This is a genomic window from Pseudothioclava alba (genome assembly GCF_033100795.1).
Classification (GTDB): Bacteria; Pseudomonadota; Alphaproteobacteria; order Rhodobacterales; family Rhodobacteraceae; genus Pseudothioclava.
In genome coordinates this window covers 1-26,839 of sequence record NZ_JAWLVI010000004.1, presented here as the reverse complement: position 1 = coordinate 26,839, position 26,839 = coordinate 1, and the positions used below count along the sequence as shown (strand labels likewise).

General features: G+C 63.3%; 23 protein-coding genes. 13 read left to right on the top strand and 10 right to left on the bottom strand.

Annotation, left to right across the window (positions count from 1 at the left end):
• Positions 1 to 12 precede the first annotated feature (12 nt).
• Positions 13 to 1,044, bottom strand: coding sequence for an RluA family pseudouridine synthase (locus tag RYZ20_RS10115; protein ID WP_411572348.1), 1,032 nt, complete (start codon positions 1,042 to 1,044; stop codon positions 13 to 15).
• Between RYZ20_RS10115 and RYZ20_RS10110 the strand changes: the two genes are divergently transcribed.
• The 3 genes from RYZ20_RS10110 to RYZ20_RS10100 all read left to right on the top strand — a co-directional run bounded on the left by RYZ20_RS10110 (position 1,043) and on the right by RYZ20_RS10100 (position 6,835).
• The gene (locus RYZ20_RS10110) at positions 1,043 to 1,354 is read left to right on the top strand and encodes a DUF6476 family protein (protein WP_317673073.1); all 312 of its coding nucleotides are present in this window, start codon (positions 1,043 to 1,045) and stop codon (positions 1,352 to 1,354) included. The genes RYZ20_RS10115 and RYZ20_RS10110 overlap by 2 nt on opposite strands.
• Entirely contained in the window at positions 1,344 to 1,583 is a 240-nt protein-coding gene (locus RYZ20_RS10105) for a phage protein GemA/Gp16 family protein (protein WP_317673071.1), read from the top strand. Before RYZ20_RS10110 ends, RYZ20_RS10105 begins: the two co-directional genes overlap by 11 nt.
• 116 nt (positions 1,584 to 1,699) lie before the next feature.
• Positions 1,700 to 6,835, top strand: a complete 5,136-nt coding sequence (locus RYZ20_RS10100) for a RecQ family ATP-dependent DNA helicase (RefSeq protein WP_317673069.1) — start codon at positions 1,700 to 1,702, stop codon at positions 6,833 to 6,835.
• 8 nt (positions 6,836 to 6,843) lie between these two features.
• Here the strand turns inward: RYZ20_RS10100 and RYZ20_RS10095 are convergent, their stop codons facing one another.
• The gene (locus RYZ20_RS10095; RefSeq protein ID WP_317673067.1) at positions 6,844 to 7,113 is read right to left on the bottom strand and encodes a DksA/TraR family C4-type zinc finger protein; all 270 of its coding nucleotides are present in this window, start codon (positions 7,111 to 7,113) and stop codon (positions 6,844 to 6,846) included.
• A gap of 304 nt (positions 7,114 to 7,417) precedes the next feature.
• Here RYZ20_RS10095 and RYZ20_RS10090 point away from each other — a divergent pair, with 304 nt between their 5' ends.
• Both RYZ20_RS10090 and cueR read left to right on the top strand, forming a co-directional pair.
• Positions 7,418 to 9,886, top strand: a complete 2,469-nt coding sequence (locus RYZ20_RS10090; RefSeq protein WP_317673065.1) for a heavy metal translocating P-type ATPase — start codon at positions 7,418 to 7,420, stop codon at positions 9,884 to 9,886.
• Entirely contained in the window at positions 9,883 to 10,272 is a 390-nt protein-coding gene (cueR, locus tag RYZ20_RS10085) for a Cu(I)-responsive transcriptional regulator (RefSeq protein WP_317673063.1), read from the top strand. The genes RYZ20_RS10090 and cueR overlap by 4 nt, the downstream gene beginning before the upstream one ends.
• On the opposite strand, the gene RYZ20_RS10080 is transcribed toward cueR, so the two are convergent.
• From RYZ20_RS10080 to RYZ20_RS10065, 4 genes are all read right to left on the bottom strand, one after another.
• Positions 10,269 to 10,937 carry a class I SAM-dependent methyltransferase gene (locus RYZ20_RS10080; protein ID WP_317673061.1) on the bottom strand — a complete coding sequence of 223 codons (669 nt, stop codon included), beginning with the start codon at positions 10,935 to 10,937 and terminating at the stop codon, positions 10,269 to 10,271. The genes cueR and RYZ20_RS10080 overlap by 4 nt on opposite strands.
• Positions 10,938 to 11,017: 80 nt before the next feature.
• Positions 11,018 to 12,145: an acyl-CoA dehydrogenase family protein gene (locus RYZ20_RS10075; RefSeq protein ID WP_317673059.1), complete on the bottom strand. Its 1,128-nt coding sequence runs from the start codon at positions 12,143 to 12,145 to the stop codon at positions 11,018 to 11,020.
• Positions 12,145 to 13,335 carry an acetyl-CoA C-acyltransferase gene (locus RYZ20_RS10070; RefSeq protein WP_317673057.1) on the bottom strand — a complete coding sequence of 397 codons (1,191 nt, stop codon included), beginning with the start codon at positions 13,333 to 13,335 and terminating at the stop codon, positions 12,145 to 12,147. Before RYZ20_RS10070 ends, RYZ20_RS10075 begins: the two co-directional genes overlap by 1 nt.
• A gap of 23 nt (positions 13,336 to 13,358) precedes the next feature.
• Positions 13,359 to 14,126: a 3-hydroxyacyl-CoA dehydrogenase gene (locus tag RYZ20_RS10065; RefSeq protein ID WP_317673055.1), complete on the bottom strand. Its 768-nt coding sequence runs from the start codon at positions 14,124 to 14,126 to the stop codon at positions 13,359 to 13,361.
• Positions 14,127 to 14,229: 103 nt separating this feature from the next.
• Between RYZ20_RS10065 and RYZ20_RS10060 the strand changes: the two genes are divergently transcribed.
• Positions 14,230 to 15,201 (top strand): AraC family transcriptional regulator, encoded by a 972-nt coding sequence (locus tag RYZ20_RS10060; protein ID WP_317673053.1) that lies wholly within the window; start codon positions 14,230 to 14,232, stop codon positions 15,199 to 15,201.
• 15 nt (positions 15,202 to 15,216) lie between these two features.
• On the opposite strand, the gene RYZ20_RS10055 is transcribed toward RYZ20_RS10060, so the two are convergent.
• Positions 15,217 to 15,645 carry a glyoxalase superfamily protein gene (locus tag RYZ20_RS10055; RefSeq protein WP_317673051.1) on the bottom strand — a complete coding sequence of 143 codons (429 nt, stop codon included), beginning with the start codon at positions 15,643 to 15,645 and terminating at the stop codon, positions 15,217 to 15,219.
• Positions 15,646 to 16,363: 718 nt separating this feature from the next.
• Here RYZ20_RS10055 and RYZ20_RS10050 point away from each other — a divergent pair.
• Entirely contained in the window at positions 16,364 to 21,070 is a 4,707-nt protein-coding gene (locus RYZ20_RS10050) for an EAL domain-containing protein (protein ID WP_317673049.1), read from the top strand.
• A 48-nt stretch (positions 21,071 to 21,118) separates the two neighbouring features.
• Here RYZ20_RS10050 and RYZ20_RS10045 read toward each other — a convergent pair whose 3' ends face one another.
• The 3 genes from RYZ20_RS10045 to RYZ20_RS10035 form a co-directional block, all read right to left on the bottom strand.
• Positions 21,119 to 21,664 (bottom strand): hypothetical protein, encoded by a 546-nt coding sequence (locus RYZ20_RS10045; protein ID WP_411572347.1) that lies wholly within the window; start codon positions 21,662 to 21,664, stop codon positions 21,119 to 21,121.
• 14 nt (positions 21,665 to 21,678) lie between these two features.
• Positions 21,679 to 21,921 carry a hypothetical protein gene (locus tag RYZ20_RS10040; RefSeq protein WP_317673045.1) on the bottom strand — a complete coding sequence of 81 codons (243 nt, stop codon included), beginning with the start codon at positions 21,919 to 21,921 and terminating at the stop codon, positions 21,679 to 21,681.
• Between the two features lie 65 nt (positions 21,922 to 21,986).
• Positions 21,987 to 22,436 carry an Lrp/AsnC family transcriptional regulator gene (locus tag RYZ20_RS10035; protein ID WP_317673042.1) on the bottom strand — a complete coding sequence of 150 codons (450 nt, stop codon included), beginning with the start codon at positions 22,434 to 22,436 and terminating at the stop codon, positions 21,987 to 21,989.
• A 117-nt stretch (positions 22,437 to 22,553) separates the two neighbouring features.
• Here RYZ20_RS10035 and cobA point away from each other — a divergent pair, with 117 nt between their 5' ends.
• The 6 genes from cobA to RYZ20_RS10005 all read left to right on the top strand — a co-directional run.
• A complete protein-coding gene (gene cobA, locus RYZ20_RS10030) occupies positions 22,554 to 23,399 on the top strand; it encodes a uroporphyrinogen-III C-methyltransferase (RefSeq protein ID WP_317673040.1) in 846 nt (281 codons plus the stop codon).
• Positions 23,377 to 23,679, top strand: a complete 303-nt coding sequence (locus tag RYZ20_RS10025; protein WP_317673038.1) for a DUF2849 domain-containing protein — start codon at positions 23,377 to 23,379, stop codon at positions 23,677 to 23,679. Before cobA ends, RYZ20_RS10025 begins: the two co-directional genes overlap by 23 nt.
• Positions 23,679 to 25,349, top strand: coding sequence for a nitrite/sulfite reductase (locus RYZ20_RS10020; RefSeq protein ID WP_317673036.1), 1,671 nt, complete (start codon positions 23,679 to 23,681; stop codon positions 25,347 to 25,349). Before RYZ20_RS10025 ends, RYZ20_RS10020 begins: the two co-directional genes overlap by 1 nt.
• Positions 25,339 to 26,076, top strand: coding sequence for a phosphoadenylyl-sulfate reductase (locus tag RYZ20_RS10015; protein WP_317673034.1), 738 nt, complete (start codon positions 25,339 to 25,341; stop codon positions 26,074 to 26,076). The genes RYZ20_RS10020 and RYZ20_RS10015 overlap by 11 nt, the downstream gene beginning before the upstream one ends.
• Positions 26,073 to 26,444 (top strand): DUF934 domain-containing protein, encoded by a 372-nt coding sequence (locus RYZ20_RS10010; RefSeq protein ID WP_317673032.1) that lies wholly within the window; start codon positions 26,073 to 26,075, stop codon positions 26,442 to 26,444. The genes RYZ20_RS10015 and RYZ20_RS10010 overlap by 4 nt, the downstream gene beginning before the upstream one ends.
• Before the next feature lie 15 nt (positions 26,445 to 26,459).
• The coding region (locus RYZ20_RS10005) for an FAD-binding oxidoreductase (protein ID WP_317673030.1) at positions 26,460 to 26,839 on the top strand (380 nt) is incomplete at its 3' end.

The following is a 26,839-nucleotide window of genomic DNA, read 5'->3' as shown; positions in this document are numbered from 1 at the left end:
GAACGGATCGGTTTAGCCTGCCGCGCCAGCACGCAGGGTGGCGAGTAAATCCTCAAGGTCTTGCGGCAGGGGCGAGGAAAACGACAGCTCCTCTCCGGTCACAGGATGGGTGAAGCCAAGCGTCGCCGCATGAAGCGCCTGACGCGGGAAAGCCGCTGCTGCCTCGCTGGCCGCGTCTCCGACCACCTTCGCGGGCAGTTTGCGCCGCCCGCCGTAGGTCTGATCCCCGATCAACCCGTGGCCCGCGTGGGACATATGCACGCGGATCTGGTGCGTGCGCCCCGTCTCCAGCCAGCAGTCGATCAGCGCGGCGGCCCCTGCGAAATCCTCGACCACGCGGGCGCGTGTCACCGCATGGCGGCCACCGTCAAACAGCACCGCCTGACGCTGGCGGTCGGTTTTGTGGCGGGCTAGCTGCGAGGTAATTTTCAGCACATTTCCCGCCTCGAAGCTGACGCCCCGCGTGCCGCGAAGACGCGGATCGCTGGCCGAAGGAACCCCGTGGCAGACCGCCAGATAATGCCTGTGCACGGTGTGTTTCTCGAATTGCGCGGCCAACCCGTGATGCGCGCGGTCGGATTTCGCGACGACCAAAAGCCCCGAGGTGTCTTTGTCGATCCGGTGCACGATGCCGGGGCGCGCCTCGCCGCCCACACCCGACAGATTTCCGCCGAAATGATGCAAAAGCGCATTGACCAGCGTGCCGTCGGGCGTGCCGGGGGCAGGGTGCACGACCATGCCCGCCGGTTTGTCGATGACGATCAGGTCTTCGTCTTCCCAAAGCACGGTCAGCGGGATTTCCTGCGCGACGGTTTCCACCTCGCGCGCGGGCTCCAGCGCGATGTCATAGATCTCGCCTTCCTCGACCTTGGCCTTCTGGTCGGTCACGGCCACGCCCTCGCGGGTGATCGACCCGTCGGCCAGCAGTTTCGCCAGCCGCGAGCGCGACAGCGCCGCTTCCTCTGGCACAAAAGCCGCCAAGGCTTTATCAAGGCGGGCAGGCGGGTTTTCCCCGATCACCACCCGAAGGATACGCTCTTCCATGTCCGACATGCTGCCTTCCGACGAGACCTCGGTGCCCGAGATCCGGTTTCTCAAGATTCTGGTAACGGTGCTGACCGCAACGATGATTGCAGGTCTTGTAACGATTGTGGCGATCCTTGTCATCCGTCTGCCGGGCCAAGCGCCGATGCCCGATTTGCCCGAGCGCATCACCCTGCCCAAAGGCGCCGAGGCCCGCGCCGTGACCTACGCCCGAGACTATACGCTGGTGGTGACAGATCAGGGCGAAGTGCTGGTCTACGCGCCCGATGGCGCGCTAAAGCGGACAGTGCCGCTGGAGTATGCCGATTAACAAGAAACAGATTGCCCTGACGCATATCGCCAAAGCAAAGGCGAATCTGACAGACGCGGAATATCGCACAGCACTTGTAGAGATAGCGGGCGTCACCAGCTCGACTGAGCTAGACCAGAGCGGTTTCACTGCAATGATGGGCTTCTTTGAATACATGGGTTTCGCACCTCTGACAGCGAACGGCGCGGACTATGGGCGGCGCTCAGGTATGAACGCTTGGCCTGCGTGACGTGAGGCGAAGGCACGCGTTGGCGAAACTATCTCATAGGTGTGGTCGCCAGATATATTGCGGCGCAGCCTAGGGCGCACTAATCTTACCCGAGATACACTATTGCTTTGGGTTTGATGGATTTTCTGGGCTTCATACGGTCGAAGGCCGAGGATAAGCGGCCGCTGCTGGAGCGGTGCCTGTCGGTCGATCTTGAGGTTAATCCCAAAACGGCCGAGATTTTTGACCTCGCGGCGGTGCGCTTTGGCGATGGGGCGGCGGTCGTGGCGCCAAAGGGGTCGATCAAAAAGGCGCTCGACCGGCTTGAAAAAGAGCTGGCGAAAACGCCCCACGTGATCGGCCACAATATCCTGCGCCATGACATCGAGCATCTTCTGGCGAAGCGTCCGCGGCTGGCGGCGAAGATGGCGGCGCCGATTGACACGCTTTGGCTCAACCCGCTGGCGTTTCCGCGCAATCCATACCACCACCTTGTGAAGCATTACCACGACGGGCGCTTGCAGGCGGGGCATGTGAACGATCCCGAACTCGATGCGCGCCTCGTGTTCGAGGTGCTGGAGAACCAGATCAAGGCGCTGGCCGAGATTGGGGCTAAGTCGCCTGACGCCCTGTTGGCCTATCATTACCTTGCGACACGGATGGATCGGGCGGATGGGTTTGACGCGGTCTTTGCGCATATCCGTGGAGCGCCTCAGCCGGATCGCGCTTTGGCCTTTGAGGCGATCCGGTCGCTCTTGGCGGGCAAGGCATGCGGCGCGCAGGTTGGGCCGGTTCTTGATGAATTATCCGACCCGCAGATGGGCTGGCCACTGGCCTATGCGCTCGCCTGGATTTCGGTTTCTGGGGGCGAATCCGTGATGCCGCCTTGGGTGCGGGCGAGCTTTCCTCAAGCGGCACTGATCGTGCGCGAGTTGCGCGATACCAACTGCGGCGATCCCGCCTGCAACTGGTGTGCCGAGAAGAACAATCCCGTCGGCGCGCTCAAAAAGTGGTTCGGTTTTGAGGGCTTCCGGCCGCAACCGGTCGACAGCGAGGGCCGCCCCTTGCAAGAGGTTATCGTAGCCGAGGCGATGGGGCACGCGAATGTGCTTGGCATTTTGCCAACGGGCACCGGCAAGTCCGTCTGCTATCAGGTTCCCGCGCTTAGTCTTTATGACAAAACCGGCGCGCTGACGGTAGTGATCTCGCCGCTCGTCGCGCTCATGGCCGATCAGGTGCAGGGGATGGAGCGCGCGGGCATCACCTCGTCGGTGACGATCAACGGTATGCTGTCCATGCCAGAGCGGCAGGATGCGCTGGACCGGGTGCGGCTAGGGCAGGCGGCGATCTTGTTGATTTCGCCCGAGCAGTTGCGCTCTGTGTCGGTCCGTTCGGTCCTGAAGCAGCGCGAGGTGGGGCTTTGGGTGCTGGACGAGGCGCATTGCGTCTCGAAATGGGGGCATGATTTCCGGCCTGATTACCGCTACATCGGGCGCTTTATCCGCGAGTTTTCGGGCGATGCGCCGCTTGCGCCGGTGTTGTGCCTGACCGCGACGGCAAAACCCGAGGTCGTGCGCGACATCACCGAGCATTTCCACCAGCGGCTTGGCATCGAGTTGGGGCTGTTCGACGGCGGGGCCACGCGCACCAACCTCACGTTTTCGGTGCTGCCGACAGGTCGGGAGAGCAAGCTTGGCGATATTCTGACGGTGATTTCCGAGCACTTACCCGAGGGTGATCAATCGGGCGCCGTGGTCTATTGCGCCACCCGCAAAGAGACTGAGCGTGTTGCGGCGTTTCTCAAGGCGCAGGGGCTTGCGGCCGAGCATTTCCACGCAGGACTAACCGCCGACGACAAGCAGGCGGTGCAAGAGCGGTTTCGCGTGGGCGATTTGCGGGTGATTGCGGCGACCAATGCGTTCGGGATGGGTATCGACAAGCCCGACATCCGGCTGGTGGTCCACGCCGATATTCCCGGCTCGCTGGAAAACTACCTGCAAGAGGCGGGCCGCGCCGGGCGCGACCGGGAACCCGCCGACTGTGTGCTGCTCTATCATTCGGATGATGTGGAACGGCAGTTTTCGCTGAGCGCGCGCTCGCGGTTGGCGCAGCATGAAATCGGCGCGATCCTGAAAGCGCTGCGCCGCATCGACGAGCACACCCGCAACAGCGGCAAAGTGGTGGCCACGCCGGGCGAGATTGTGCGCGAGGAAAAAGACAGCGAATTCGTGCGCGACAGCGCCACCGATGACACGCGCGTCAAGACCGCGGTTTCGTGGCTGGAAGAGGCAACGCTGGTCTCGCGCGAGGAAAACCGGGTTCAGGTGTTTCCCTCGTCGCTCTTGGTGCGCACCGAGGCCGAGGCCGAGGCCCGCCTGAGCGGTGCCGACATCACCCATGCACGGCGCGCACAGCTTTTGACCATCGTGCGCCATGTGATGAACACGTCGCCCGATCAGGGCATTTCAACCGACGAGCTGACCGGCATCAGCGGGCTGTCGCACCGCACGCTCAGCAAGGCGATGGCCGACCTCGAAACCTTTGGTATCGCGCGCAACGATATTGCCATCACGGTTTCGGTGCATATCGGGGTCGAGAACCAATCGCGCCAGCGTATGACGCGGGCGATGCGGTTGGAAAAAGCGCTTATCGCGAGGATGAGGGAACTCGCGCCCGAGGCAGGGATGGGCGATAGCGCGCTCTTGGATATTGCCTCGGCGAGCCAGCTTTTGCGCGGCGAGGGGCAGGAGGGCGCGAACCCCCATATCCTTGAGCGCCTTTTGCGCAGCATCGAACGCGATGGCCGCGATAGCGATGGCGGGATGGGCAATATCCGCCTGCGCAAGATGTCCAGCAAGACGCTTGAGGTGACCTTGCAGCGCTCGTGGCGCGTAGTTGAACAAACGGCCGATCTGCGCTGGTTGGCCGCCGAAAAGCTTCTCGATTTTTTGATTGCCACGGCTCCGGCGGGCGCGCGTGGCAAGGATGTGCAGGTCAACACGAGCATCGGTGACATGATGGCGGCGCTGAACGGCGATGCGCTCATCAAAGCCTCGGGCGTGAAGGACATGACCAAGCTCATGGAGCGCGCGCTTTTGTGGCTGCACGAGCAGCAGGTGATGACGCTTGGCAAGGGGCTGACGGTGTTTCGCTCCGCCATGACGATCTATATGAACCCGAGCCGCGCGGGCTTTACCAAAAAAGACTTCCTGCCGCTTGAGGAACACTACCGCGAACAGACGCTACAAACCCATGTGATGGCCGCCTATGCCGAAAAGGGGCTGGAGCAGATGGGCGAAGCGGTGCGCCTTTCGACGGATTACTTCGCGCTTGATCAGGACCGCTTTTTGCAGCGCTGGATGCCCGGTCGCAGCGTTGAGATTCGCCGCCAAACCACCGGCAAAGCGTGGAAGCAGATCGTCGAAAATCTGGGCAATCCGGTGCAGCAAGAGATTGTTGCCGACGACCGCGAAGAGACGAACGTGCTGGTGCTGGCGGGGCCGGGGTCTGGCAAAACGCGGGTGCTGGTGCATCGCATCGCCTATCTGTTGCGGGTCAGACGCGAAGACCCACGCGGCATCCTTGTGCTGACCTATAACCGCCATGCCGCCGCCGAAATCCGCGCCCGCCTGCGCCATCTGGTGGGCGAGGATGCCTCTCGTGTCACGGTTCAGACCTGTCACGCGCTGGCAATGCGTCTGGTCGGGGCAAGTTTTGCCGGCGGCGCAACCGAAGAACGCGACTTTGACGCGATCCTGCGCGAGGCGGTGCGGCAGATCAATGGCGACGGCTTAAGCAAATCCGAGGCGGAAGCGCAGCGTGAGGCGCTGATACAGGGCTACCGCTGGATCCTCGTCGATGAATATCAGGACATCGGCCCCGAGGAATACGCGCTGATCGCCGCCGTCGCCGGACGCTCGCTTGATGATCCCGACCAGCGCCTGAGCCTTTTTGCTGTGGGCGATGACGATCAGAACATCTACGCCTTCACCGGTGCCTCGATCTCGTTCATTCGCCGCTTCGAAGAGGATTACCGCGCCAAGCCGAAGTTCCTGACCGAGAACTACCGCTCGACCCGCTATATCATCGACGCCTCCAATCAAGTGATCGAACCCGCGCGCGGCCGAATGAAAGCGGGCCATGAGATCACTGTGGACAAGCTGCGCGGCCTTGATCCGGGCGGCGGCGTGATGGCGCAATATGATCCGGTCGGTCAGGGGCGGGTTCAGTTTCTGGATGTGGGTGCCGATGACACCGAGCAGGCGGTGGCGGCAGTTGACGAGTTGGTGCGCCTCTCGCGGCTTGATCCGGCGTTCAGCTGGGCGCGCACGGCGATTATCTCGCGCGACTGGCGCCGCCTTGGTCCGGTGCGCGCCTATGCCGAAAAGCTCGGGCTGCCTGTCGAGATGGCAAATGAAAAGCTGCCAAGCGTCTGGCGTCTGCGAGAGATGCAGCACTTTATCGCGGGCTTGCGCAGCCGCCCTTCGGCGATGCTAACGATTCAGGATTTGCTGGATGTGCTCAATGAACAGCCCTTGAACCGCTGGGTTGACCTGATTGCCGAAGGCATTGCGGACCTCGCGCGAGAGTTGGGCAATAAGACCATCCCCGCGCCGGACGCGATCGAGTGGCTGGCCGAATGGGCGCAGGAAATCCGCAGTGCGCAGCGGGGGCTTTTGCTGCTGACCGCGCATCGCTCAAAGGGGCTGGAGTTCGATCATGTGGTGATCTTGAACGGCGGCTGGAAGGTGCTCTCGAAGGGCGAGGACGGCGAAGCCCCGCGGCGGCTGTTCTATGTCGCAATGACCCGCGCGCGCCGCAGCCTTGCAGTGGTGACAAGCGGCGAGCACGCTTTCGTGCTGGCCGATAGCGAAAGCGAAGTTCTGCGCAAGGTCGAGATGCCACGCCGCCTTGATCTGCCCGAGCCGGACCAGTTTCAGGTGCCGGATATGACCGTGGTTGATCTGTCCTTTGCGGGCAGGCTGGTCAATGGCAATGCCTCCCACGCGGCGATTGCGGCGGCGAAGGTGGACGATCCGGTGACGCTGGGGCAACGCGACGGGAAATGGATGGTTCTGGATCGCCATCGCCGCGTGCTTGGCCGCATGGCCGGAAACTGGGGGCCGCCCGAAAGAACCCGGATGGTATCAGGGAAGGTGGGTGCCATTGTGCGCTGGCGCAAAGCCGACAATGACGAGCGCTACCAAGCCTATATCAGGCAAGACGAATGGGAAACGGTGCTGCCCGAGCTGGTATTCCGTAAGAGCAAGTGACGTTTTGGCTATTTCAGCTGGCTGTCCTTTGATCCCCGGCGGTTGACGCCGCCGCGCGGGGCGAAGCGGTTGGCGCGGCCGGTCTGACACTCGATGCAAAGCTTGACGCCGGGGATTGCCTGACGCCGCCCCTCGGGGATCGGATCACCGCATTCCGCGCATTCGGTCAGGCTTTCGCCGACCGGCCCCTTTTGGGCACGCATCCGGTTCAGCTCGTCCTGGATCGAGGCTTCGATCTGCTCTCCGACAGCGCCGTCATGTGTCCAGCCTCCCGCCATGGGGGCTCCTTTCCGTCTTTTCCGCAGGGGTATTAACGCCCGATGGCGGGGGGATGTAAACGGCTTTATGGATCATCGCAGACCCACTTTGGCACAAAGATGCCGTCAAGGGGACGCACTTCACCAAAGCCGTTCTGGTTCGGATATGGCCGGGACCAGAGGTTTTCTTGTGGCGGGTCTACCGCTCCGGACCCGCCCGGCGTGGTTCAGGCAAGTGTTGCAAGATTGTCAGGCTGCGGCCCTTGACCTTCCTATCATGGGAAGCCTTATCTGATAGCGGGAACCATCACCGGAAGTTAAAGCCATGACCGATATTGCTCCTGCCACTGACAAAATCACGCTCGAAATCGAGGGGATGACCTGTGCCTCTTGCGTTCTGCGCGTCGAGAATGCGCTGAAGGGCGCGCCCGGAGTGGCCTCGGCTGCGGTTAATCTTGCGACCGAGCGGGCCGAGGTGTCAGGCGCGGGGCTGGACCGTGCGGGCTTAGTCAAGGCGGTCGAGGGGGCGGGCTATGAAGTGCGCGCACAGACCATTGACCTTGAGGTCGAGGGGATGACCTGTGCATCCTGCGTCGGGCGGGTCGAACGCGCGCTGGCGGTTGTTCCCGGCGTTGCCGTGGCTTCGGTCAACCTGGCGACCGAGCGCGCACAGGTGAGCGGCACAGCGGATGCGGCGGCCCTGATCGCGGCGATCGAGGCGGCGGGATACAGCGCGCATCTGGCCGCGGGGGCCGGAACCGCCAGTGCCGAAGCCGCCACCCGCAAAGCCGAGGAAGAGGCGACTCTGCGCCGCCATCTGATTGTTGCGGCTGCGCTGACCCTGCCGGTGTTCATGGCCGAGATGGGCGCGCATCTGTTTCCGCCGGTCCATGCCTTTGTGATGGCCGTGCTTGGGCAAAAGCTGAACTGGCTGTTGCAAGGGGCGCTGACAACGGCTGTGATGCTTTGGCCGGGATTACAGTTCTATCGCAAAGGCTTACCCGCGCTTCTTAAGGCGGCGCCCGACATGAATAGTCTTGTCGCGGTGGGGACGCTGGCCGCCTATGGCTATTCTCTGGTCGCCACTTTCGCCCCCTCGGTTCTGCCCGCTGGCACGGTGAATGTCTATTACGAGGCGGCGGCGGTGATCGTGACGCTGATCCTGTTCGGGCGCTGGATGGAGGCGCGCGCGAAGGGGCGCACCTCGCAGGCGATCCAGCGGCTTGTGGGCCTTCAGCCGCGCAGTGCGCGGGTTCTGCGTGACGGCAAGGTCGAGGAAATCGCCGTGTCCGATCTGCGCGCGGGCGACCTGATCGAGCTGCGCCCCGGCGAGCGCGTGCCGACCGACGGCACCGTGACCGAAGGCGCAAGCTGGGTCGATGAAAGCATGATTACGGGCGAACCCCTGCCGGTCGAAAAGACCGCAGGCAGCGCGGTGACGGGCGGCACGGTGAACCAGACCGGCGCGCTGACTTTCCGCGCGACAGCGGTGGGTCAGGCGACGATGCTGGCGCAGATCATCCGCATGGTCGAAGAGGCGCAGGGCGGCAAGCTGCCGATCCAGACGCTGGTGGACCGTGTGACGCTGTGGTTCGTGCCTGCGGTGATGGGTTTGGCCGCGCTGACCTTTGCTGCGTGGCTGATCTTCGGGCCGTCACCCGCTCTGACCTTCGCGCTGGTGAACGGGGTGGCGGTGCTGATCATTGCCTGCCCCTGTGCGATGGGGCTGGCGACGCCGACCTCGATCATGGTGGGCACCGGGCGCGGGGCCGAGCTTGGGGTGCTGTTCCGGCGCGGCGACGCCCTGCAAAGCTTGCAAGAGGTGCGCACGGTTGCGCTGGACAAGACCGGCACGCTGACCGAGGGCCGCCCGAAGCTGACCGATCTGACGCTGGCCGAAGGGTTTGATCGCGCGCCGGTTCTGGCCGCGATCGCCGCGGTCGAGGCGAAATCCGAACACCCGATTGCCCGCGCGCTGGTTGCGGCAGCCGAGGCCGAGGGGCTGGAGGTTCCCGCCGCTCGCCGCTTTGCCTCGCACACGGGTCACGGGGTTTCGGCGCAGGTTGAAGGCGTGCGCGTGTCCGTTGGTGCGGATCGCTTTATGGAGAGCCTCGGGCTGTCGATTGGCGCTTTGGCGCAAGAGGCCGCGACCTTGGCCGAGGCGGGTAAGACACCGCTTTATGCGGCTATTGGCGATCAGGTGGCGGCGGTGCTGGCTGTGGCCGACCCGATCAAGGAAACCACTCCACAGGCGATTTCTGCGCTGCACGGGCTTGGCCTTAAGGTCGCGATGATCACGGGCGACAATGCCCGCACTGCCAACGCGATTGCCCGCCAGCTTGGCATTGACGAAGTGGTGGCCGAGGTTCTGCCAGATGGCAAAGTGCAGGCGATCGAGCGCCTTAAGGCAGGCGGGAAGCTGGCGTTCGTGGGCGACGGGATCAATGACGCGCCCGCACTTGCGGCGGCGGATGTCGGGCTGGCGGTCGGCAACGGCACCGATGTCGCGATCGAGGCGGCGGATGTGGTGCTGATGTCCGGGCGGCTGACGGCGGTGCCTGATGCGATTGCGCTGTCCAAAGCGACGATCACCAATATCCGGCAAAACCTGTTCTGGGCCTTCGCCTATAACACCGCGCTGATCCCGCTGGCGGCGGGCGCGCTTTGGCCTGCCTTCGGCATCCTGCTGTCGCCGGTCTTTGCGGCGGGCGCGATGGCGATGTCCTCGGTCTTTGTTCTGGGCAACGCGCTGCGCCTGCGCCGCTTTGCGCCGACGCAAGGGGGGCAGGGATGAACATTGGCGAGGCGGCCAAGGCGTCCGGTGTCTCGGCCAAGATGATCCGCTATTACGAATCCATCGGCCTGATCCCCGAGGCCGCGCGCAGCGACGCAGGCTATCGCAACTATGGCGCGCGCGAGGTGCAGATCTTGCGCTTTGTGCGCCGCGCGCGGGATCTGGGTTTTCCGGTCGCCGCCATTCAGGAGCTGCTGGCGCTTTGGAGCGACCGCGCGCGCCATAGCGCTGACGTGAAGCGGCTGGCGATGGATCATGTGAGCGCGCTTGAGCAGAAGATCACCGAGATGCAGGCGATGGCCGATACCCTGCGGCATCTGGCAGAGGCCTGCTGTGGTGATGACCGCCCCGATTGCCCGATTTTGCAAGACCTGAGCGGCGATTAACCGCGTGTCGGGCGGGCGATGAACAAGACCTGCCCGCGCGGCAGCATCTGATCGCTGCGCGTGATCTGCCAGCCGGTGGTCCGCGCCAGATGGGCGACGTCCTCGGGCAGCACATGATAGGGCGGGCGGATGTCATGGGTGACAACGCCGTCGGGTTGGCGGTAGGGGCGGGCGGCGGCCTCGGCGTCGGGTGCCAGAAACACCGTGAAGAGAAACTGCTCAAGTTGCATGAAGCGGCGCAGGTTGGTCAGCGCGCGGCGCAGATAGGCCAGCGGCAGGTGCGGGAAGACCGCGAAAGCTATCGCATGGGTGATCGTGTCGGGAAGCCCCGGAAACTCGAACCGCGCATCCTCGATCAGATGATCCGTTGAGAGCCGCGCAGGGTCTTCGAGTTCCGCTTTATGCCCCGCCAGCATAATCGCGCGCGAGGCATCCGTCGCCCAGTAATGGCCCGCGTCAAGATAGGGCACCGCCTTGCAGCCAAGCCGCAGCGACCCCGCGCCGATGTCCAGAAGGTGATGATGCGGCATGACGCTAGCGTCCATCAGCGCCGCCATCTGCACGCGGCCTGTCTCGTCCCAACGCCCGCCCACGACATCACGATGACGCCCCGCCGCAATCGCCGCGTCATAAAAGCCGGTCGCTTCATAGGGGTTCTGGGACAAGGGGCGCGCTTTCGGCAAAGGGTCTCGCGCCCATTGCACGCAACGCGCGCCCCCCGTCAAGCCGCAGAATGCGCCGCCCGTTACAGGCTGCGCGCAATCACAAGGCGCTGCACCTCGCTGGTGCCTTCGTAGATCTGGCACACGCGCACATCGCGGTAGATGCGTTCGACCGGATAATCGGCCAGATAGCCGTAGCCGCCATGAAGCTGGATCGCCGACGAACACACCCATTCGGCCATTTCCGAGGCGAAAAGCTTGGCCATCGAGGCTTCTTTCAGGCAGGGGCGGCCCGCTTCGCGCAGTGCGGCCGCGTGCAGCACCATCTGGCGCGCGGCCTCGATCTTGGTGGCCATGTCGGCCAGCCGGAAGGCCACGGCCTGCTGCGCGATGATCGGCTTGCCAAAAGCCACGCGCTCTTGCGCATAGGCGTGGGCGGCCTCCATCGCGGCGCGTGCCATGCCCACCGATTGCGAAGCAATGCCGATGCGCCCGCCCTCAAGGTTCGCCAGCGCGATCTTATAGCCTTCGCCCTCGGCCCCCAGACGGTTCTCGACCGGCACGCGCATATTGGTAAACGACAGCGCGCAGGTGTCCGACGCATGTTGCCCGAGTTTGCGCTCGACGGTGACGACCTCGTAGCCGGGGGTGTCGGTTGGCACGATAAAGGCCGAGATGCCCTTTTTGCCAGCCGCCGGATCGGTCACCGCAAAGACGATGATAACATTGCCGTTTTTGCCCGAGGTGATGAACTGCTTGGCGCCGTCGATGACATAGTGGTCGCCCTCGCGCCGCGCCCGCGTTTTCAGTGCCGACGCGTCCGAGCCCGCCTGCGGCTCGGTCAGGGCAAAGCCGCCGATCCATTCACCGCTGGCCATTTTCGGGATGAAGCGGGCCTTTTGGTCCTCGGTTCCAAAACGCAGGATCGGCGCGCAGCCGACCGAGCTGTGAACCGACACGATGGTCGAACATGCCCCGTCGGCGGCGGCGATTTCCTCTAGCGCCAGCGCATAGGACACCGCGCCCAGTTCCGAGCCGCCAAAGGCCTCGGGGACGAGCATCCCCAGAAAGCCAAGCTCTCCCATCTCGCGCAACTCCTCGCGCGGGAAGGCGTGGGTTTCGTCGCGCTTGGCCGCCCCCGGCGCAAGGCGTTCCTGCGCAAAGGTGCGCACGGCGTCGCGGATTTGCTCCTGTTCTTCGGTCAGAAGCATCAGACGAGCCTTTCGATTGCGACCGCTGTCGCCTCGCCGCCACCGATGCACAAAGACGCCATCCCGCGGCGTTGCCCGTGCGTTTCAAGCGCGGCCAGAAGCGTGACCAGAACCCGCGCGCCCGAGGCGCCGATCGGGTGGCCAAGCGCGCAGGCGCCGCCGTGGATATTCACCTTGTCATGGGGCAGATCAAGGTCGCGCATCGCGGCCATGGTGACCACGGCAAAGGCCTCGTTCACCTCGAACAGGTCAAAGTCCTTCATCGCAAGGCCGGTCTTGTCGGACAGTTTGCGCATTGCGCCGATAGGGGCGGTGGCAAACAGGCTTGGCTCGTGCGCGTGGGTCGAATGGCCAAGGATGCGGGCCTTCGGGGTGAGACCGCGCTTTTCGGCCTCGGACTGGCGCATCAGCACAAGCGCCGCCGCCCCGTCCGAAATGGACGACGAATTTGCCGCCGTCACCGTGCCGCCCTCGCGGAAGGCTGGGCGGAGCGTCGGGATTTTGTCGGGCTGCGCCTTGCCCGGCTGCTCGTCGATGCTGACAAGGGTGTCGCCCTTGCGGCCCTTAAGCGTGACGGGCGCGATTTCGGCCTCGAACCAACCCTCGGCAATCGCCTTTTGCGCGCGGGTCAGCGAGGTGATCGCAAAGGCGTCCTGCTCTTCGCGGGTGAAGCCGTAGGTCTGCGCGCAATCCTCGGCGAAGGTGCCCATCAGGCGGCCCTTGTCATAGGCGTCTTCCAGCCCGTCAAGGAACATATGGTCCATCACCTTGCCATGCCCCATGCGGTAGCCGCCGCGCGCTTTGGGCAGAAGGTAGGGGGCGTTGGTCATGCTTTCCATGCCGCCCGCAACAATCACATCGGCGCTGCCCGCGATCAGCAGGTCATGGGCGAACATCGCCGCCTTCATGCCCGAGCCGCACATCTTGTTGACGGTGGTTGCGCCTGCGCCAAGCGGAAGACCCGCCTTCAGCGCGGCCTGACGGGCAGGTGCCTGACCCTGACCGGCGGGCAGAACGCAGCCCATGATGACCTCTTCCACGGCTTCGGGGGGCAGCCCTGCGCGGGTCAGAGCGGCGGCAATCGCGACGCGCCCCAGATCCGAGGCTTCGGCCGCGGACAGGTCGCCCTGAAACCCGCCCATCGGGGTGCGGGCGTGGTTCACGATAACAATCGGGTCGTGTTGGTTCATGTCTAGTCCTCCCTTCGGGCCGATCAGCGCGGCGCCATGCGAAGCGCGCCGTCCAGACGGATCACCTCGCCGTTGAGCATAGTGTTTTCGACGATATGGCGCACCAGCGCGGCATATTCGGCAGGGTCGCCAAGCCGCGACGGAAACGGCACCGAGGCACCAAGCGAGTCCTGCACATCCTGCGGCAGCCCCGCCATCATCGGCGTGCCAAAGATGCCCGGCGCAATGGTCACAACGCGGATGCCGTGGCGGGCCAGCTCGCGCGCGGCGGGCAGGGTCAGCGACGCCACGCCCCCTTTGGAGGCCGCATAGGCCGCTTGCCCGATCTGCCCGTCGAAGGCCGCGATCGAGGCTGTGTTGATGATGACCCCGCGCTCGCCATCCTTGCCCGGCTCTTGTTTGGCAATCGCGTCTGCTGCAAGGCGCAGCATGTTGAAGGTGCCGATCAGGTTGATCGAGATCGCGCGGGCAAAGCTGTCAAGGCCATGCGGCCCCTCGCGCCCGATGATCTTTTCGCCCGGCGCGATGCCCGCGCAGTTCACCAGCGCATCGACACGGCCAAAGCTCGCAACCGCCTGCGCGACGGCGGCTTCGCCATCCGTGGCGCTGGTCACATCGGTGCGGCAGAACAGGGCGCTGGCCCCAAGCGCTTTGGCGGTTGCTTCGCCGGCCTCTGCGTTCACGTCCAAAAGCACAGCCTTGCCGCCGCCTTGCGTGACCATTTTCGCCACCGCCGCCCCAAGACCCGAACCCGCGCCCGTGATCAAAAACACCCGATCTGCAATCTGCATCGAAAATCCTCCTGTCGTTGCGGCGCAGTTTACGCGCACTGATGTGGCAAACAATGACAAGACGGGTCTTGTTTTGTGATCGGAAATGCCATTTCCTGCAACGATGGACCGCCAGTTAATCTCGCCCGAGTTCGTCGAGGACGCCATCGCCTGCCTTCGCGCGCGGGGGCTTTCGCCTGCGCCGTTTCTGGATGCGGTCGCAGGCGGCGCGGGCGCGATGAGCACGGCGGCCTATGGGCGGCTGTGGTGGCTGATCGCGCAAGAGATTGATGACGAGTTCTTTGGTCTGGCCGCGCGCCCGATGCGGCCGGGGAGTTTTGCGCTTTTGTGCCATGCGGTGCTGCATACCGCGACGCTGGAGCAGGCATTGCAGCGCGCGCTTTTGTTCCTTTCGGTGGTGCTGGATCGCCCGCGCGGGCGGTTGGTTGTTGATGGCGGCGAGGCGCAGATCGTGCTGGAGGACGACGCCCCGCGCTCGGCCTTTGCCTACCGGACCTACTGGCTGATCCTGATGGGGGTGGCGTGCTGGCTGGTCGGGCGGCGCATCCCGTTGCGGCGGTTGGAATTTGCCTGCGCCGCCCCCGAGCATCGGCAGGACTACCGCAAATTCTTTGGCGCGCCGGTGCAGTTCGATCGCGCCCAGACGGTGCTGGGGTTCGATGCGGGGTTTCTCAAGCTGCCGGTGATCCGCAATGACAAGGCGCTGCGGCAGTTTCTGCGCGAGGCACCCGCGAATATCCTTGTGCGCTATCGCCATGACGAGGGGATCGCGGCGCGGGTGCGGGGTGCACTGGCAGGGCAACCGATGCAGGGCTGGCCGGTGTTCGAGGATCTGGCGAAAGCGCTGCATATGTCGCCAGCGACGCTGCGGCGGGGCTTGCGCAAGGACGGGCAGAGCTTTGCCTCGATCAAGGACGAATTGCGCCTCGCGCAGGCGCAAAAATGGCTGGAGGGCGGCGCGATGAGCGTGGCCGAAATCGCTGCCGGTCTGGGCTATAGCGAGCCAAGCGCTTTTCACCGCGCCTATCGCAAATGGACAGGGCGCAGCCCGCGCGAAGGGGGGCAGGGGCGGTAAGCCCCCGCCTTTTGGTCAGATGTCTAGCGCCAGATGTGGCACGCCGGCCGAGGTGCGCTCTTGCGAGGTGCCGGTCGGGCCGACGGTTGCGCGGATACGCTTGCGGAAGTTCGAAAAGCTCTCGAAGCTGACCACATCGACTGCCTCGTCCAGATCCAGCTCCAGACGGCTCCAGCCGCCATCCAGCAGGTGCACCGCCTTGATCGTGGCGTGGAACGGCTGGCCCAGATAGCGCCCGCTGACGCGCCCGCCTGCGCTAAACCCTTCGGGCGGGCGGTTGCCGATAGCGGCGTGCAGCGTGTTCCAGTCGCGCAGCCCGTGTTGCTGCGCCACCAGTTCCAGCGCCTTCGAGTGGCTGATTTCGGTGCCATCAGCAGCCAGCTTTTCGCGCAGCCGCTTGGCCTGCGTTTTCGCCTCGGCAATGGTGGGGAGTTGGCCGGTCATATCAAACCCCCGTCAATTGGGGCGATCGGATCGAACATCATCTCTTTCATCCTCGTTCTGTCGATCTCGCAAGGGAAGGATGGGACCCGCGTTACCATCCGCGCGAGACGCGGAAGAGGTAAAAGAACGATCTCTCGTCAGGCTTCACCAGAACGTTTGCACGTTTGCGGGAGGCGGGCGCCTGCGGCCCTGCCGCTTCTGGTATCCAATCCCGGGCGCGTGGTCAATGCGAGAGACCCTTGTTTTATTAACACCTCATTAACCTTCAGCTAACCCGAGGGTTAGGCGGAATATCCATCGGGTAAATAAAGATACTTTTGATTTATCTCTACCACTGATGCGCAAATTACCTGCGCCGCTTCGCCTCGTAACCTGCAGTTAACGTTAATTTGACAGTGGTTAGTGAGGCTTGAAGATGCGGGATGACGCGCCAGTATATGTTACGCAGCCCGCAGGCCAGCCTCGTTCCGAGATTTTCCACTCGTTCCGCTACAGGATCACGCTTGCGTTTCTTCTTGGGGCTATCTTTTGGCTCGGGCTTCAGCACTGGTTATCCGAAGCTCCGCCGGTGCCGCCTGCCGTCCTCTTTGTAGTGGTCCTGATTGCTTTATCTTACTCGCCGCTGCGCGCGCTATTGCCGCGACGGGACGCGCTTTGGACAGCGATTCTGGTTGCAGGTGTCGCGGTAGGGATGTGGAGCGCGCTCCGTCTTGCGGGAATGGATGTCTTGCCCCGGGCTTTGGCGCGGATCGCGACGGTGGCACTTCCCGGGGCGGATCAGGCAACCCTTGGGGTTTTGGCGGTGCTCTCGCTCGGGCCGCTGGTGCGGCATCCGGTTGTGGGGGCGGGGTGGCTGCGATTTTGGGGCGGGGCGAGCATCACCCTTCTGACGCTGGCGCAGATTTACAAGCATCTGGCGGGGGCGGATGACTGGCTTCTGAGCGGCATGAACGCAGGCGAGAGCGCTTTGCTTCTGGCTCTGGTTCTGAATGCGATGTCGGCCTGCACCTTCTGCCGACGCCTGATCCATCGGCAGACCCTTCTGACCTCGGTGATCTATCTGGTGGCGGTGTGGGCCGTGATGGCCGAGGCCATTCCTTTTCTGATGCCGGATCATGGAGATATGGCAGGTTTTGCTGTTCTGGGCGGCGTCGCGGTTCTCCTTATGGCTGGAACGCAGAGCCTGCTGCGCCCGATGGAGCTTGCGCGGCACAGGATGAACGGTCTGGCGCTTGACCCCGTGCTGGAGCCGCGCGAGGCGCGTGTGGATAAACCTCTGGCACCGAAGGCCGAGGACATCCCGCACTGGGTGGTGCGCGGTCGCTGGCTGCTGCGCGATGCCCCTGATGCGCTGCGTAGCCTTGTGGTCTTCGCGCTTGTCCTCGCGGCTACGATTGGATCAATGTATTTCCCGCGCGAGGCCGCAAGCACGATCCCGACGATCTGGTGGCCCGATATGGTCGTGATGATGTGCCTTTCCGTCTCGGCGCTGCGGCTGTGGTTCGCGTTTTCGATGACCGCTCTGGCTGCGGTTCTGATCGGGGTTCGGATGTGTGGGGTGGACGGCGTCGAGGCTCTGGTGCTGCCGCTTGGTTCGGTGACCTCGGCAGTTCTTTTTGTCGCGGCGCAAAATTATCTGAACCACATCCGTTTCGACGACAATGCACTGGTGAATGTCGAAATCAAGGCTCAGCGCTCGCTGGCGACTGTTGTTGCCCTGCTTGTCGCCGTGATCGCCGTGTCGGCCATGCGCGCGGCGATGACAACGGATATGGTGCATAGTTTCAGTGAGCAACTGCTGATGTGGACTTCTGCGACGCTGGCGGGAGGGCTGTCTCTGGCGACGGTCTCCATGGGGGTATTCGTTGCCTTCCAGATGGAGTATCGCGCGCCCGCTCGCTCTGCGCGGACGGATTTTGCGCTGGTCGCTGTGATCGTGGGGAGCTTTGGGGCGCTGGCGGCGTTCCATGATGTGACGTTTCTGGACCTGGAGGGCGCGCGCTTCGATCTGGTGATGATCGTGCTTTTGCCTGTCGTCAGTGCCTTCTCGGTTGTTCTGTCGACGGTCCTGCGTATGGGGATGAGCGTTTTCCTCGGGTCGGTGGTGTTTCTGGGCGGGGTCGTCCTGTCGGGCCACAGCGAGGGGCTGTATCCCGAGCAACTGGTGGTGGGTATGTCGGCCCTTGTGCCGATGATGGTGGCTGCGCAAACCATCGGAACCCATTCCAGACGGATGCCGCCCGCGTTGCCGATGTTCTCGGCCAAGACGCTGATGCTGAACCGTAATTTGCGCATCCTGTCGATCTCGGCGCCGCTGTCGGGCTATCTGGGGCTGGACCCCGAGCTGGTGGTCGGGCGTCTTGTCGACCGTGTGTTTCCCTTTGGGCTGGCGGGGGAGGCGGGCGAACGGCTGCGGGGCAAGCTGGCCGCCGGTGCCGGTGCGTTCAGCGAAGTAATCGAAAGCCGCAGTCTGGATGGCGAGGTGCGTCATTTCCTGCTGGAGGTCTCGCGCGCGGACGGGGGGGACGATGATCGGGAGTGGTTTCTGGGCCAGATCACCGATCTGACCGCCGAGGTTCTGTCGCGCCGGATGAGTGAGACGCTCTTTATGCGTGCGCCCGTGGCGACCATCTTGCAAAACGGGAACTGGGAAATCGTCGGGCTGTCGGACAACTGGTTCACGCTGACCGGGTTCACGCGCGAAGAGTCGCTGGGGCTGGATCTGGCCGAATTCATCGCCGACGAGGAACTGCGCGACTTTGTCTACAAGACCCGTGTCGGCTGGCGCGAGAAGGCTGAAGATTTCACCAGCATCATGGAATTCCGGCACAAGGACGGCTCGCAGCGGTTCGCTTTTCTGAGCATCCGCACCATGCCCGAGCTGGCCGATGATCTGGGACCGAAGGTTCTGAACGTCGCGGTCGATGCCACCGATCTGGTGCGTCAGGGGCGGCTGAACGAGATCATCCTCAATCACGGTCCGGCGGCGGTGTTCACGCTGGACGGGAGCTTCCGGCTGCAAAACGTCACCTCGGCAATGGCGCAGTTGCTGGGCTATCGCGGCAAGGAAATGATCGGGCAGGACATCGCGACCTTTATGACTGACCAGTCCCGCAATCGCGCGTTACAGGCCCGTAAATCATCGGTGCGGCTGCCCTTCGATCTAGAACAGGTCTATGAATTCCAACGTAAAAGCGGCGATCTGGTTCAGGTCTCGTTGCGGACGCGCATTGTTGACGGGCAGGCCGCTGGCAACGAGCTTTGGGCGATTTGCGCGGCCTCGGATGTCACGAGGATCGAACATGCGCGCGAGATGGCACGGACCTATCTTGAGGCCGGTGTCGGGAAAACCGTCATCCTGGACGAGCAGTTCAAGACAGTCGCCGTGTCCGAAGAGTTTGCCAATTTCTTCGGCTGCCGGCGCGATGATCTGCTGGGGAAAGATCCCCTTACGCTGGTTGTGACGGGGGACCGCGCGGCAATGCTGGCAATGCGCGAAAACCATCGCGCCATGCCCGTTGACGAGGTTCTGGTCGACTCCGAGCCGGTTACGCTGGAGTTTCAGGATGGCCGCAAGCGGCAGGTGATGCGGTCGTTCAAGAAGCTTCCGGCGCTGGACAATGACGGATGCTTCTATTCGGTGGCAATCGAGGATGTGACCGACCTTCTGAAAGAGCGCGAGCTGTCCAATCTGCTGCTGAACCGCAACGCGGTGCCGCTGGTCGCGCTGAACAAGGATTTCATTGTGTGCAGTTGTTCGGATTCATGGACCGAGCAGTTCGGCTATAGCCGCGAGGAAACCATCGGGCGCGATATTCGGTGCTTCTTTAACGAGGCGTCTCTCGAAATCAGCCGGCAGTGGCGGACCTCCAGTCCGAGCCCCTATTCCGCCGAGGGCGTGACCACCTTCATGCGGACCTATGTCACCAAAAGCGGCGAGGAACGCCAGATCGAGGTGCGCACGGTCATGCTGAATGTCGGCGACGACGAACTGAGCGTCTCGGTGCTGATCGACCAGACCGAGACCGTCAAAGCGCGCGCCGATCTTGAATGGCTGGTCGTGCATGACGAACTGACGGGGCTTTTGTCGCGGCGTGGCTTCAACGCGGCCTCTGCCGATGGCGCGCGCGCGGCGGATAGTATCCTTCTTTTGATCGACATCGACCATTTCAAATCGGTCAATGACTCCTTCGGACACGATGTCGGTGACGAGCTACTCTGCGCGATTGCGGCCGAGCTTGCCAGCCAGATGCCGGCAGATGGTCAGGTGGCGCGTCTGGGGGGCGAGGAGTTTGCGGTTCTGGTGCCCGGTGGCGACTGGTGGGGTGCGCGGATCATCGCCGAGAAGTTGCGGGCGGCGATCGAGGGGCTGAACCTGTCGCACGAGAACGGGCTGGTGTCGCGCACCGCCAGCATCGGGGTCAGCCTTCTGCCCGCCGAAGGCGAGCGGCGCGCCGCCATGATCCTTGCCGACAAAGCCCTCGCGCAGGCCAAAGAACTCGGGCGGAACCGGATTGCTCTGGCGGACGATCACCTGATGAAGCTGCTGGAGATGCGCGGCGAGAATATCACCTTGCAGGATCTCCAAAGTGCCGTGGCGCGCGATGAGATCACTTACTGGTATCAACCGATCTGGGACACAGCTTCGGGCCGTCCGGTCGGGGTCGAGGCGCTGCGCCGCTGGGAGAAGCCGAATGGCGAGGTGCTTTCGCCTTTGCAGTTCCTGTCAAAATTCGAAAGTTCGCTAAGCCCCGAGGAATTCCGCCGCAACAGCTCGCGTGCCTATAAGAAAACGATAGGACCGCTGCGCGAGATGCCTCAGGTCTTCGCGTCGATCAATATGCGCACCGAGAGTTTTGCCGAAGTGGGCAGCGGTGCGCGCGTCGCTTCGCAGTTGCGCGCGGCAAACCCCGAGCGCAGGCAGCTGGTTGTCGAGATTTCCGAAAGGGCCATCGACCAGAGGATGGATCTGCGCAAGATTGCCCGCGAACTGGAGCAGCTGCGCGAGAACGGGATTCTGGTGGCGCTGGATGATTTCGGGCGCGAATCGAGCAACCTGCAACGCCTGACCGAACTGCCGATCGACATCGTCAAGCTGGATAAGGCGCTGGTCGATCACATTGCCACCGATCACAAGGCCCGGGTCGTTGTGCGCTCGATCGTGCATATGGCGCGCGAGATCGGGTTCCGCATCATCGCCGAAGGGGTCGAGACCGAGGATCAGGCGGAGATCCTTGTTCGCCTCGGGATCATGCTGCATCAGGGCTTTTTCTATGCGCGCCCGATGCCAAGTGCGAAACTGCCCGCATTGTTTGGCGCAAAGCCGCCGGTTCTGGTTCTGGCCGATCCCGTGGACCCGCCCGCACCGCGCAAGGCCGCGCCCGATACTCTGGTGCTGACCGAGCGGGTGCCGGAGGAGGTGTGACGCCTCCGGCCGCAGCGGTTGCGGGCTGCCCCGCACAAAGACGAGGCGCTATGCGCCTGCCGGGGCACCAAGCCAGCTGGTATCGGCTTCCAGCTTGGCGGGTAGCAGGCCTTCGATGTGAACAACGGGTTGGCCGTTATAGAAAAGATAGGCGCCGGTTCCGTCCTCGTTTTCTGTCAGCGAGAAATTGGTCAGGTTGCCCTCTGCATCATATTCAGGAGAAACCGAGACCCGGTCCTGTAAGTCGGAATCATATGCTTGCACATCAACCTGATCGAGATCCGCCGCCCCGGTGTCGGTGGCGATTTGCAGGTCGCTGATGGTAATATTTGGAGGAAGCAGAGGCTCTTGGTCTGGCAGATAGTTTGCTTCTGCAACCACCTCAAAGGTATCTGCGCCAACGCCGCTAACCAATGTGGAGCCATCGACCCCAATCAGAAGATCGTCGCCGCTCTCCCCATCCAGCAGATTGAGGCCACCGTCATATTGCGGCGAAATTATTCCTGTTTCTGAGGCGTAGAAACCCGAGCCGCAAAGCGTGTCATTTCCTTCATCGCCATACAAAAAGTCACGCGCGTAGTCATCACCCCCGATGATTATGTCATCGCCTATACCGCCGTGTATCGTATTTCTGGCTTCCGTCCCTGAAAAATGGTGTCGCCCGAAACTGCGTTAATGGAATCGTCACCGTCGCCAAAGATGAAATCATCCAGCATAGAGCCTTCGATTGTGTCACCATTGCCATGAAGGTCATCAACGCGCGCCGCCACGGAACCGGTTCCCGTGTCATCCGCGTTGAAAAAGTCAAACGCCAACACCCCGGCTAACGCCGGGGACAAAAACGACGCCATAAACACCGGCACTTTCTACCAATGCGAAAGCCACGCAAGATACGTTACTGGAGCAACAAATTCTCTCAGATCGGCAGGGCGGTGGTGGATTTGATCTCTTCCATCGAAAGGAGCGCCGTGACGTTATAGATCGCGACATCGGCAATCAGCGCCTGATAAAAGTGGTCATAGCCGCGCGCATCGGGGACGCGGACCTTCAGCAGGTAGTCGATTTCGCCCGCCAGACGATGGGCCTCCATCACCTCGGGGCGGCGGCGGATTGCGGCAAGGAATTTGTCCTGCCAGTCCTTCTCGTGGGCGGCGGTGCGGACCAGCACAAAGAAGCAGGTGCCAAAGCCGACCTCCTCGGGATCAAGCAACGCGACCTGACCTTTTATCACGCCCGAGTCGCGCATTTTGCGGATTCTGTTCCACACAGGACTGCGCGAAGAGCCGACAGCGGCGGCAATATCCTCAAGCGATCTGTCTGCGTCTCGCTGCAATTCCGAGAGGATTTTTCTGTCTAGCTCGTCCATTTGTGAATTTCTCCTGAATTCACCCCACGCGAGCCACCGTAATCCTTATTTTTCCGCGCATCTAGAAAGAATGCGGGAAAATTTCATATTTCTACAAGACGGCAGATGGAGCGCGAAATGGATTATTTCACCGGCATATCCCCGAATGGGCAGCGCGCAGGCGATGTCCTGTTCGTTGGCGCGGGTCCGGGCGATCCCGATCTGCTGACCGTGCGGGCGCATCGCGCGCTTGGACAGGCGCGGGTTGTTCTGCATGACCGCCTTGTTTCCGAAGACATCCTTGCGCTGGTGAACCCTGCCGCGCGTCTGGTCGAGGTTGGCAAGACCGGCTTTGGCCCCTCGATCGCGCAATCCGAGATCAACGCGCTTCTGGTGCATCTGGCCAGTGATGGTGAGCAGGTCGTGCGCCTCAAGGGGGGCGATCCGGCACTGTTCGGGCGTCTGGACGAAGAGATCGAGGCGCTGGATCAGGCGGGCATTGCGTGGTCGGTCGTGCCGGGGATCACCTCGGCGTCTGCGGCCTCGGCCCGCATCGGGCGCAGCCTGACGCGGCGCGGGCGCAATGGTGCGCTGCGTATTGTGACGGGGCATGACGCCAAGGGCTTTGCCGATCAGGACTGGCGCGCGCTGGCCGCCGAGGGTGCGGTGACTGCGCTTTACATGGGCAAACGCGCGGCGCGGTTTGTTTCGGGGCGGCTGATGATGCATGGCGCTGGCGCCGATCTGCCCGTGACCATCGTTGAGAATATCTCGCGCGTGGACGAGCGGATCGTCGCGACCTGTCTGGGCGATCTGCCCGACGCGGTCGAGACCTGCGACGGCCCCGCGCTGATCCTTCTGGGGCTGGCACCGCATCCGCGGATGACCGCCCGCTCTCTTCCGGCCGAACTGGCCCTGTCCGATTTTCCGTTCTTCCCCTCGCTGCTCAAGGAGGCGTCTCATGGCTCGCGCGCAACATCCTAAGGTTCTGACCGCTAATCACCTGCGCACCGGTGCTGTCGTGTGGCGCACCGCCGACCAACGCTGGAGCGCCGACCCGCGCGAGGCAGAGCTGCTGAGCGATGACGCCCATGCCGAGGTGCTTCTGCTGGAAGCGCAGGGCCAGGCGCATGAGGTGATTGGCCCCTATCTGGCCGAGGCCCGTGCGGGCGCGAATGGCCCCGAACTTCTTCATATCCGTGAACGCCTGCGCGTCACCGGCCCGTCGGTCGGTCGCTCTTTGACCCAAGTGGAGGCCGTCTGATGTATCAGTATAACGACTGGGACGAAGCCTTCGTCCGCGCCCGCGTTGCGCAGTTTTCCGATCAGGTGGCGCGCCGCTTGTCGGGTGCGCTTTCGGAAGAAGAGTTCCGCCCGCTGCGCCTGATGAATGGCCTCTATCTGCAACTGCACGCCTATATGCTGCGCGTCGCGATCCCCTATGGCACGCTGGGGGCAGGGCAACTGCGCCAGCTTGCGGACATCGCGGACACCTATGACAAGGGCTATGGCCACTTCACCACGCGCCAGAACATCCAGTTCAACTGGCCGAGCCTCGAGAACGTGCCCGCCATTCTGGGCGCGCTGGCCGATGTGCAGATGCACGCGATCCAGACCTCTGGGAACTGCATTCGCAACGTGACGACCGACCCCTTTGCGGGCGCGGCCGCGGAAGAGGTTGCCGATCCGCGTCCCTATGCGGAACTCCTGCGCCAGTGGTCCACCGACCACCCCGAGTTTCAGTTCCTGCCGCGCAAGTTCAAGATCGCCGTGACCGGTTCCGCCGAGGACCGCGCCGTGATCCGCGCCCATGACATCGGGCTGCGCGTGCTTGACCAGAACGGCCAGCGCGGGTTCGAGGTGATCGTGGGCGGTGGTCTGGGCCGCACGCCGGTTCTGGGTCAGACGATCCGCGAGTTCCTGCCCGAAGCCGATCTTCTGCCCTATCTCGAAGCCATCGTCGCGACCTATAACGTGATGGGGCGTCGCGATAACAAATACAAAGCGCGTATCAAGATCACCGTGCAAGAGAACGGGCTGGAGACCTTCCGCGCCGCCGTCGAAGAGCAATTCCTGCGCACCCGCGCCGAGTTTGGCGGCGCCGATCAGGCGGTTCTGGCCGATCTTAAGGCGCAATTCGCGCAGCCCGTGTTCAAGTCGGGCGATACGGGGGCTTTTGACGCGGCCTATGCGGCGGACCCGATCTTCCGCTCGTGGGTGGATACAAACCTGCATCCGCACCAGCGCGATGACCACGCGATCGTGACAATCTCGCTGAAAACGCCGGGGCTGTCGCCGGGGGACGCGACCTCGGCGCAGATGCGCGAAATGGCGGCGCTGGCGGATGAGTTCGCCCATTCCGAGCTGCGCATCACGCAGTATCAAAACGTGGTGCTGCCGCATGTCCACAAAGGCGATCTGCCGGCGATCTATGCGCGCCTCAAGGCGGCAGGTCTGGCCTCGGCCAATGTCGGGCTGATGTCAGACATCATCGCGTGCCCCGGCATGGATTACTGCGCACTGGCAACGGCCCGTTCGATCCCGCTGGCGCAAGCCATCGCGCTGCGGTTCGACGAGCTGAAGCTCGAGCACGAGATCGGCGGGATTGAACTGAAGATCTCGGGCTGCATCAACGCCTGCGCGCATCACCACCTTGGCCATATCGGCATTCTGGGCCTCGATCGGGCGGGCGTTGAAAACTACCAGGTCACGCTTGGCGGCGATCCGGTGGCGGCGACGGCCTCGCTTGGGCAGCGGATGGGGCCGGGCTTCTCGGCCGAAGAGCTGATCCCTGCGCTGGAGCGCCTGATGCTGGCCTATCTCGATCTGCGCGCCGCGCAGGACGAGCGCTTTATCGAGACCTACCGCCGCCTCGGGGCCGACCCCTTCCGCGCGGCACTATATGATACGGAGGCGGAAGCCGATGCTGCCTGAGACGCTTAAAGGCAAACTTCTGGGCCTGAACGACGATATGGAAACGCGCTCGGCCTTGGCCGTGATCGAGACCGCGCGCGCCGAAATTCCGGGGCTGGCGATGGTGTCCAGCTTTGGCGCGGAGTCGGTTGTGCTGCTGCATCTGATGGCGCAGGTGGACCGCTCGATCCCCGTTCTGTTCATCGACACCGAGATGCTGTTCCCCGAGACGGTCGACTATCAGCAGACGCTTGCCGAAACCCTTGGCCTGACCGACATCCGCCGCATCCTGCCCGACGCGGCCGAGATCGCGGCGCAAGACCCCTCGGGCGAATTGCACCGCACCGATCCCGATGCCTGCTGCGACCTGCGCAAGACCCGCACGCTGGAACGCGCGCTGGCCGATTTCGATGGCTGGATCACCGGGCGCAAGCGTCACCAGACCGCGAACCGCGCAACCCTGCCGATCTTCGAAGAAGAAGAGGGCGCGCCGCGGATCAAGGTCAACCCGCTGGCCAACTGGGAGCGTGGCGCTGCGGGGCGGTATATCCTCAAGCATAACCTGCCGCGTCACCCGCTGGTTGCGCAAGGGTTTGCCTCGATTGGCTGCGCGCCGTGCACCAGCAAGGTCGCCGAGGGTGAAGATCCCCGTGCAGGCCGTTGGCGTGGCTTTGAAAAACAGGAATGCGGCATCCATATCGTGAATGGCCGCTTCGTGCCGATGCGCGCGCAAGGAGGGACGAAATGAGCCTGATTATCAGCGAAACTCTGGGTGTCGAAGGGCTTGCCCCCGACACCCCTCTGGACGCCCTGGACCAGATCGCGCGCGACAATGCGGGCGCCGATCTGCGTATCCGCTTCAACAGCTTTGGCGACGGGCGCGGCTTCACGCTGGCCTCTGCGCTGCGTCGGGCGGGCTTTGCGGGGCGGTTGATTGCCACCGGAGACCTGATCCCCGACCAATACCCGATGGCGCTGCGCCTTGGCTTCGATGCGGTCGAGATTGCCGCCGATAACGCGCGTCGCCGTGACTGGGAGGCGTGGATCGAACGCAGCCCCCACGCGACCAGCAAAGACAGCTATCAGTCGCGCCTGCGCGCCCGTGCGAGTGCCTGAGACGGAGTTTTGACGATGAATGACCAAACCCCCATCGCGCCTGCGCGCGTGCTTCCCGACGCGCAGACGGTGACGTCTGTGACGCATTGGACGGACCGTTTGTTCTCGTTTCGGGTGACGCGGCCGCAGTCTTTGCGGTTCCGCTCGGGCGAGTTTGTGATGATCGGGCTTCTGGGCGACAACGGCAAACCGCTCTTGCGCGCCTATTCGATTGCCTCGCCAAGCTGGGACGAGGAGCTGGAGTTCTACTCGATCAAGGTGCCGGACGGGCCGCTGACCTCGCGGCTGCAGCACATCCAGGTGGGCGAGGAAATCATCCTGCGCCCGAAACCTGTGGGCACGCTGGTGGTGGACGCTCTTTTGCCCGGAAAACGGGTATGGTTCCTGGCTACCGG